The sequence below is a fragment of the Polaromonas sp. P1_G2 genome, assembly GCF_056405515.1.
Genome location: NZ_JBFUBY010000271.1, coordinates 1 through 7,333, shown reverse-complemented (window position 1 = coordinate 7,333; position 7,333 = coordinate 1). Strand labels below are relative to the sequence as shown.

Below are 7,333 nucleotides of genomic sequence, written 5' to 3'. Positions count from 1 at the left end.
GCTTTGTGATCCGCGGAATCTCGAGCAACATTCCTTTCCAGGCGGCCTTGCTGGCGCATCCCAAATTCGTCGCGGGCGATTTCAACACCGGTTTTATCGCCGAGAACTACAGCAAGGGCTTTCACGCCGAGGATGTGCCGCACGAGGACCCGTCCTTCCTGCTGGCGCTGGCGGCCTACGTCAATCGCCGCATGCTGGGCCGCGCGGCCGGCATCAGCGGCCAGCTGCCTGGCCATGGCGTGACGGTGGGCGAAGAGTTCGCCGTGGTCGGCCTGGGAGCGGCCGGGCAGAACACCACACACCCGGTGACGGTGCGCAACTACCAGGCGCAAACCGGTTCCGGCACAGTCGAGGTGGGTGCGCGGAGTTATGAAATCTGCAGCAACTGGCACCTGGGCGGCGCGCGCATTCGCGGCACCGTCAACGGCCAGCCTTTTGCGGCGCAGGTGGAGCGCGGCGTGGGCCGCAATCCGCTGGCCATCCGCATCGCCCACAACGGCACGCGGCTGGACGCGCTGGTGCTGACGCCCCGCGCGGCGCAACTGCATGCCTTGATGCCCTACAAGGCGCCGCCCGACATGAGCCGCTATGTGCTGTCGCCCATGCCGGGACTGCTGGTGGACGTGGCGGTTCAGGTGGGACAGAAAGTGCAGGCCGGCGAGCGCGTGGCCGTGATTGAAGCCATGAAGATGGAAAACGTGCTGTTCGCTGTGGCTGACGGTGTGGTCGGCAAGGTCCTGGCCGCCAAGGGCGAGTCGCTCAGCGTAGACYAGCCCATCGTGGAGTTCCAGGCATGAGTGCGGCCCGTCCTTTCAAGGTACTGGGCATCCAGCAAATCGCCATAGGCGCCGCCAGCAAGGATCGCCTGCGCACGCTGTGGGTGGACATGCTGGGACTGGAAGTCGCCGGCAACTTCGTCAGCGAACGCGAGAATGTGGACGAGGACATCTGCGTCATCGGCAGCGGCCCGTTCAAGGTCGAGGTCGACCTGATGCAGCCGCTGGACATGGACAAAAAACCCGCGGTACACACCACGCCGCTCAACCACGTGGGCCTGTGGATAGACGACCTGCCCAAAGCCGTGGAATGGCTGACGGCCCAGGGTGTGCGTTTTGCGCCGGGCGGCATACGCAAGGGGGCCGCGGGTTTTGACATCTGCTTTTTGCACCCCAAAGCCAGCGACGAATTTCCGATTGCGGGCGAGGGTGTGCTGATCGAGATGGTGCAGGCGCCGCCTGAAGTCATCAAGGCCTTCGCGGCCCTGGGGTAAACGCGGAGAGGCCAGGGAGCGGGCCGGGCTGCCCCTGGATGAGGGCGCGCTTAAGCCCTCTTTTTTCTCAATTGGCCGCTGTGCAATTCTTCACAATGGTTTCAAGAGAAGCGCAACCTGCGTTTCCATTTGAAGAAGACTTTTTTGATGAATCCCGGCACGCTGTTGAATCCTGGCATCCGGCTGCTCCGTCGCCTGCAGCTTGGGGGAAAGCTCGCGTGGCTTGCGGTTTTGTCGGCCCTGCCGCCTTTGCTCGTCGTGTTGCAGTTCACGCTGGCATCCAGGCCGGCTGAGGGCCTGGCTGCGCTGGCAACGGCATGCGGCTTGATCCTCGCGCTGCTGCTTTACTTTCTGCTCGCCTTCCGTTGCGTGATGGCCGACGGCATCGACCAGCTGGCCAGGGCCACGGGCAAGATGGTCGCCGGCGACTTGCGAATCGAACCTGCAGGCAGCGGCGCCGACGAGTTGGGCCGCCTGCTGGCCTCCACGTCCGCACTCAGCCACACACTCTCGGGCATGGTGGCCAATGTGCGCAGCAACGCGGCATTTGTGGCGCACTCTGGCCAGAGCATGGCCAGGGGCAACCGTGAGCTGTCGGACCGCACCGAACAGCAGGCCGCCAACCTGGAGCAGACGGCGGCCAGCGTCGAACAGCTGTCTTCCACCGTCCGGGACAATGCCGGCAGGGCCGGCCAGGCCAATCTGCAGGCAGCCCAGGTGCGGGACCTGGCCGAGGCCGGCGCCGCGGCCATGACGGAGGCCGTCGCTTCCGTGGAGGCCATTCACGGCGGCGCCAGGCGCATGGACGAGATCGTCGGCGTGATCGACGGCCTGGCTTTCCAGACCAAYATCCTGGCCCTCAATGCCGCGGTGGAGGCTGCCCGCGCGGGAGAGTCGGGCCGTGGTTTCGCGGTGGTGGCCGCCGAGGTGCGCTCGCTTGCCAAACGGTCGGCCGAGTCGGCGAAGGAAATCCGCCAGCTGATCGGCGAGTCTTCGCGGCAGGTGGAGGCCAGCGTGCAAACCATACGCACGGCGGGAAGCAGCATCACGCACATGGTTTCCGGCATCCGCGACGTGGCGGCCAATATGGTGCAGATTTCGAAGTCCAGCACTGAGCAAAGCGCCAGCCTTGGCGAAATCACGACGGCGGTCCGGCAGCTCGACAAAATCACCCAGGACAACGCGCAGATGGTGGAGCGCGCCGTGGCGCAGGCCACCAGGCTTGAGGGGCGGGCGAGCACCTTGGTGCAGTCGGTGGCCGGCTTCAGGCTGCAGCAGGGATCGGCCGAGGAAGCGTGTGCCATGGTGGGACGGGCCATCGCGCATGGCCGCAACATGCCCAGGGATGTCTTCTTGCGCGACCTCACCAACCCCGCCAAGGGTTTCCATGACCGCGACATGTACGTCTTTGCGCTGGACAGCCGCGGCACCTACCTGGCGTTTGGCGGCAACCCGGCCAAGCTGGGCACGCGTGTGCAGGACATCCCCGGCATTGACGGGCAGGGGCTGCTGGAGGCCATTGTTTCGCAGGCCGGCGAGGAGCCGGGCTGGGTCGAGTACGACATCACCAACCCGGCCACGGGCAAGGTCCAGACCAAGATGTCATTCGTGCAGCAGGCCGGCGACATCTTCGTGGGCTGCGGTGTCTACAAAAACATCGTGTCAGCCTGAGGCGGCGGGGTCGCGTTTGGCGCGGGCGCGGGCCAGCGCGGCTTCGATCACGGCGCGCTTGCGCTCGGCGCTGCTGTCATCGGTTGACGAAGCGGATGCGGGAGCGGCCGGCCTGTCTTCCGCTTGGAACGGCTGGGCGCTTTCGGTGGTTGGCTGCGGGATTGCGGCGCTTTCCTTGGGGTAACGCCGGCCGTGAAGCTCATAGCGGCTGCGCGCCGTGTCGGCTTGCTGCGGCGACCACGCCTCCCAGCCGGTGCGCGCGCCGGTGATGTTTTCGAGGCTGATGCAGTCGACCGGGCACACCGGGATGCACAGCTCGCAGCCCGTGCACCAGGGCTCGATCACGGTATGCATCATCTTGTTGCTGCCCATGATGGCGTCGGTCGGGCAGGCCTTGAGGCACAGGGTGCAGCCTATGCACCAGTTCTCGTCAATGACGGCCATAGCGCGCGGGCCTTCCGTGCCGTTGGCAGGATTCAGGGGCAGGACGGGCAGGCCGGTGATGGCCGCAAGGCGCTGAACGCCTTCGGCGCCGCCCGGCGGGCACTGGTTGATCGCGGCTGCGCCGGAGGCCATGGCTTCGGCATAGGCCGAGCAGTCGGGGTAACCGCAGCGGGTGCACTGGGTTTGGGGCAGGGCGGCGTTGAGGCGCTCTGCCAGGCGGGAGGCTATGGGGGAAGTCACCGGCTTATTGTCCTACCAGTCATGGCCCCAGGGCCTGCCGCTGCCGGCGTGTTCAGGCTTGCTTGCTGCGCGCGGTCTTTTTTGCCGCCGGCTTTGCAGCGGGCTTGGCGGATTTTGCGGCAGGCTTTGCTGTTGCGGCGCGTTTGGCCGCAGCCGAAGGCTTGTTGTTCTCAAGAATAAAAGCCTTGACCTGCGGGTACACAATGTCGCGCCAGCGGCGGCCGCTGAAGATGCCGTAGTGGCCCGCGCCCTTGACCTCGAGGTGCTTTTGCAGCCCCTTGGGGATGTTGTAGCAAAGGCTGTGGGCCGCCTCGGTCTGGCCCGAACCGGAGATGTCGTCGAGTTCACCTTCGACGGTGAAGTGGGCCGTGGTCTTGATGTCCTGGGGACGCACGCGCTCAAGTTCGCCGTCCACATTCTTGACGTCCCAGTTGCCGTTCACCAGCTTGAACTCCTGGAACACCGTCTTGATGGTTTCCAGGTAGTAATCGGCGTCCATGTCGAGCACGGCGTTGTATTCGTCATAGAACTTGCGGTGGGCCTCGGCGCTGGCGTCGTCACCCTTGAGCAGGTCCTTGAAGTAGTCGTAGTGGCTGCTGGCGTGGCGGTCGGGGTTCATCGCGACGAAGCCGGTGTGCTGCAGAAAGCCGGGGTAGACGCGGCGGCCGGCGCCCGGGAAGTTGCTGGGCACGCGGTAAATCACATTATTTTCAAACCACTCATAGCTCTTGTTCATGGCCAGGTTGTTCACGGCCGTCGGCGATTTGCGCGCATCGATGGGGCCGCCCATCATGGTCATGCTCAGCGGGGTGGTCTCACCGCGCGAGGCCATCAGCGACACGGCCGCGAGCACCGGCACGGTGGGCTGGCAGACGCTGATGACGTGGCAGTTGCCGTAAATGCCCTGGATGTGGCGAATGAATTCCTGCACGTAGTTGACGTAGTCGTCCAGGTGGAAGGAGCCGTCGGACAGCGGCACGGTGCGCGCGTTTTTCCAGTCGGTGATGTAGACCTTGTGGTCCTTGAGCATGGTGCGCACGGTGTCGCGCAGCAAGGTGGCGTAGTGGCCGGACAGCGGCGCCACGATCAGCACCGCCGGTTCGCCCTTCAGGCCCGTCAGCGTGGCGGGATCGTCGGTGAAACGCTTGAAGCGGCGCAGTTCGCAAAAGGGTTTGTCGATTTCCACGCGTTCGTGGATGCTGACATCGGTGCCGTTGACGTCGACGGTCCGGATGTCAAAGGCCGGTTTTTCATAATCCTTGCCCAACCGGTAAATCAGGCTGTAACCGGCTGCCACACGCTGGGCGAAAGGGTTTTGCCCGAGCGGCGACAGGGGGTTGCCGTAGAGCTTGGCGGCAGCCTGTGCGAAGTCAACAAAGGGCTCCATCAAGGTGCGCTGGGTTTCATAGACTTGGTACAGCATCGGGGGTCAACCTTGGTTATGTCGTTATGAAGTAAAACGTAGTATGTTGCAGTGCAATATAACAGGCGGGCGGCGCACTGATTTGAGGATAACCACCAATTCCGGGCGCTTTTCACGGGATTGGTGCCAAAGCGCCACGCAGGTGGGCCGGGGCTTGTTTTGCCGATAAACCGCCGCCACCTGAGGAATTGTAGGAACACTTACCATTCTGCCCTCGGCCAGCGGTCAAACCGCAGCTGATTTTGTGCATTTCCGCGCATTGGCTGACCGAAGGCTGGTGGCTGACCGGCATGGACAAGCCCAAGACCATCCACGACTTCGGCGGTTTTCCGCAGGAGCTGTTCGACCAGCAATACCCCGCGCCCGGCGACCCGTCCGCCGCGCAGGCCATCAGCCAGCTGGTGCGCCAGCGGGCCTCGGCGCCGCTGGGCATCGATGAAAGCGAATGGGGACTGGACCATGGCGCCTGGTCGGTGCTCAAGCCCATGTTCCCGGATGCGGACATCCCGGTGATCCAGCTCAGCATGGACTACGGCCGCGCGCCCGAGGACCACTATGCGCTGGCGAAGCAGCTCAAGGCCTTGCGCGAGCGCGGGGTGCTGGTGGTGGCTAGCGGCAACATCGTGCACAACCTGCGCCAGATGCAGCGCGGCGCGACGGGCAGCCAGGCCTACGACTGGGCGCTGGAGTTCGACCAGATCACGGGCGGCTACCTGCAGCAGGGCAACCTCGACGCGCTGCAGAACTTCCAGAAGCTGGGCCAGGTCGCCAAAATGGCGCATCCCACCCATGAGCACTACCTGCCCCTGCTGTATGCCGCCGGCGCCGCCGACGGGAAGGAGCCCATGCGCTTTTTCAACACCAGCTTCCAGGCGGGGTCGATCTCGATGCGATCGGCGGTGTGGGGCTAGGCGCTCAGGTGCTGGTTCGCAGCCAGGGCCAGCGTACCCGGTAGGCCGCGGCCTTCTTTTCAAACAGCGGCAGGTGAGGGCACAGCGGATTTGGGCTGAGCCGGCCTTGGTACAGATCGTCCAGGCTGTTGGGTGCGTAAAGCTCCAGGCCTGAGCCGCCCGCTTTCAGGCCTACGCAGGTGCTGGTGACCAGGAAACGGTCAATGCCGTCCCGGGAACTGCGCAGGGCAGGGTAGGGAAAACCGAAGTAGTCCTGGTACCAGGTATGGACCCGGGCCTGGTTTTTCGCTTCCACCGTGATGCCCTGGCCGGCAAAGCAGGCCAGGACCCTCTCATTGACCCGGGCCTCCGCCGCCTCCGAAAGATCTGAGGGGTCGAAGTAAAACAGGTCGTAGTCCTTGATGTGGGCTTCTGGCGGGTTGCCTGAGCGCAGGTTCCAGACAGTCTGAAAAAGGCAGCCCGCGACCAGCCAGGCATCCGGCAGGCCCAGGGCGGGTAACTGCGCCAGGATGCGCTGGTTGTTGCGGTTTTGCAGGACGTCCCGGATGAAGACATCCGGGCTGGCAGGCTCAGAAGGCGTCAGGGGAATCAGACGACCTTGGCAATCGACGCGCAGACGTAGTCGATGTTCTTGCTGTTGAGCGCGGCCACGCACATGCGGCCGGTGTCGGTGCCGTAGACGCCGAACTCGTTGCGCAGGCGCACCATCTGGTCCTTGCTGAGGCCGGAATAGCTGAACATGCCGATCTGGGCGGTGACGAAGCTCATGTCTTCCTTGACGCCGGCGGCCTTCAGGCCGTCCACGAGCTTTTGGCGCATGGCCTTGATGCGAACACGCATTTCGCCCAGTTCCTGCTCCCATTGGGTGCGCAGCGCCGGCGTGTTGAGCACCATGGCCACCACCATGCCGCCGTGGATCTGCGGGTTGCTGTAATTGGTGCGAATGACCAGCTTGAGCTGCGACAGCACGCGGTCGGCTTCTTCTTTGGACTCGCAGAGCACCGACAGGGCGCCCACGCGTTCGCCATAGAGGCTGAAGCTCTTGGAGAAGGACGTCGACACGAAAAAGCTCAGGCCGGCGGCCACAAATTTGCCGATGACGGCGCCGTCTTCCGCAATGCCGTGGCCAAAGCCCTGGTAGGCCATGTCGAGGAAAGGCGTCAGCTTGCGCGCCTTGACGGCGGCGATCACCTGGTCCCACTGGGCGGCGGTGATGTCGTAGCCGGTCGGGTTGTGGCAGCAGGCRTGCAGCACGACGATGGTGCCTTCGGCTGCCGCGTTGAGGGCGGCGAGCATGCCCTCGAAGTTGATGCCGCGCTTGGCTGCGTCGTAGTAAGGATAGCTTTCAACGACAAAACCGGCCTGGCTGAAAAG

General features: G+C 64.3%; 7 protein-coding genes and 1 pseudogene. 4 read left to right on the top strand and 4 right to left on the bottom strand.

Annotated features, from left to right (window positions below):
* The 3 genes from AC1D0P_RS21050 to AC1D0P_RS21040 form a co-directional block, all read left to right on the top strand.
* A partial coding sequence (locus AC1D0P_RS21050; protein WP_477678530.1) for a biotin/lipoyl-containing protein occupies positions 1-797 on the top strand: 797 nt, incomplete at its 5' end.
* Positions 794-1,270 (top strand): VOC family protein, encoded by a 477-nt coding sequence (locus tag AC1D0P_RS21045; protein WP_477678529.1) that lies wholly within the window; start codon positions 794-796, stop codon positions 1,268-1,270. The genes AC1D0P_RS21050 and AC1D0P_RS21045, both read left to right, overlap by 4 nt.
* Before the next feature lie 147 nt (positions 1,271-1,417).
* Entirely contained in the window at positions 1,418-2,941 is a 1,524-nt protein-coding gene (locus AC1D0P_RS21040; protein WP_477678528.1) for a methyl-accepting chemotaxis protein, read from the top strand.
* On the opposite strand, the gene rsxB is transcribed toward AC1D0P_RS21040, so the two are convergent.
* Both rsxB and AC1D0P_RS21030 read right to left on the bottom strand, forming a co-directional pair.
* Positions 2,933-3,625, bottom strand: a complete 693-nt coding sequence (gene rsxB / locus AC1D0P_RS21035) for an electron transport complex subunit RsxB (RefSeq protein ID WP_477678527.1) — start codon at positions 3,623-3,625, stop codon at positions 2,933-2,935. The genes AC1D0P_RS21040 and rsxB overlap by 9 nt on opposite strands.
* Before the next feature lie 52 nt (positions 3,626-3,677).
* Positions 3,678-5,048: a polyhydroxyalkanoate depolymerase gene (locus tag AC1D0P_RS21030; RefSeq protein ID WP_477678526.1), complete on the bottom strand. Its 1,371-nt coding sequence runs from the start codon at positions 5,046-5,048 to the stop codon at positions 3,678-3,680.
* A 227-nt stretch (positions 5,049-5,275) separates the two neighbouring features.
* Between AC1D0P_RS21030 and ygiD the strand changes: the two are divergent.
* A pseudogene (ygiD, locus tag AC1D0P_RS21025) lies at positions 5,276-5,959 on the top strand (4,5-DOPA-extradiol-dioxygenase); the annotation flags it as partial.
* A 4-nt stretch (positions 5,960-5,963) separates the two neighbouring features.
* Here the strand turns inward: ygiD and AC1D0P_RS21020 are convergent.
* On the bottom strand, positions 5,964-6,548 hold the full coding sequence (locus AC1D0P_RS21020; RefSeq protein WP_477678531.1) for a nucleotidyltransferase family protein: 585 nt from the start codon (positions 6,546-6,548) through the stop codon (positions 5,964-5,966).
* On the bottom strand, positions 6,548-7,333 hold a 786-nt coding region (locus AC1D0P_RS21015), incomplete at its 5' end, for an aromatic amino acid transaminase (protein ID WP_477678525.1). The genes AC1D0P_RS21020 and AC1D0P_RS21015, both read right to left, overlap by 1 nt.

Coding starts and splice junctions, on each gene's coding strand:
- AC1D0P_RS21045 (WP_477678529.1), top strand. CDS start 794: ATGAGTGCGGCCCGTCCTTTCAAGGTACTGGGCATCCAGCAAATCGCC.
- AC1D0P_RS21030 (WP_477678526.1), bottom strand. CDS start 5,048: ATGCTGTACCAAGTCTATGAAACCCAGCGCACCTTGATGGAGCCCTTT.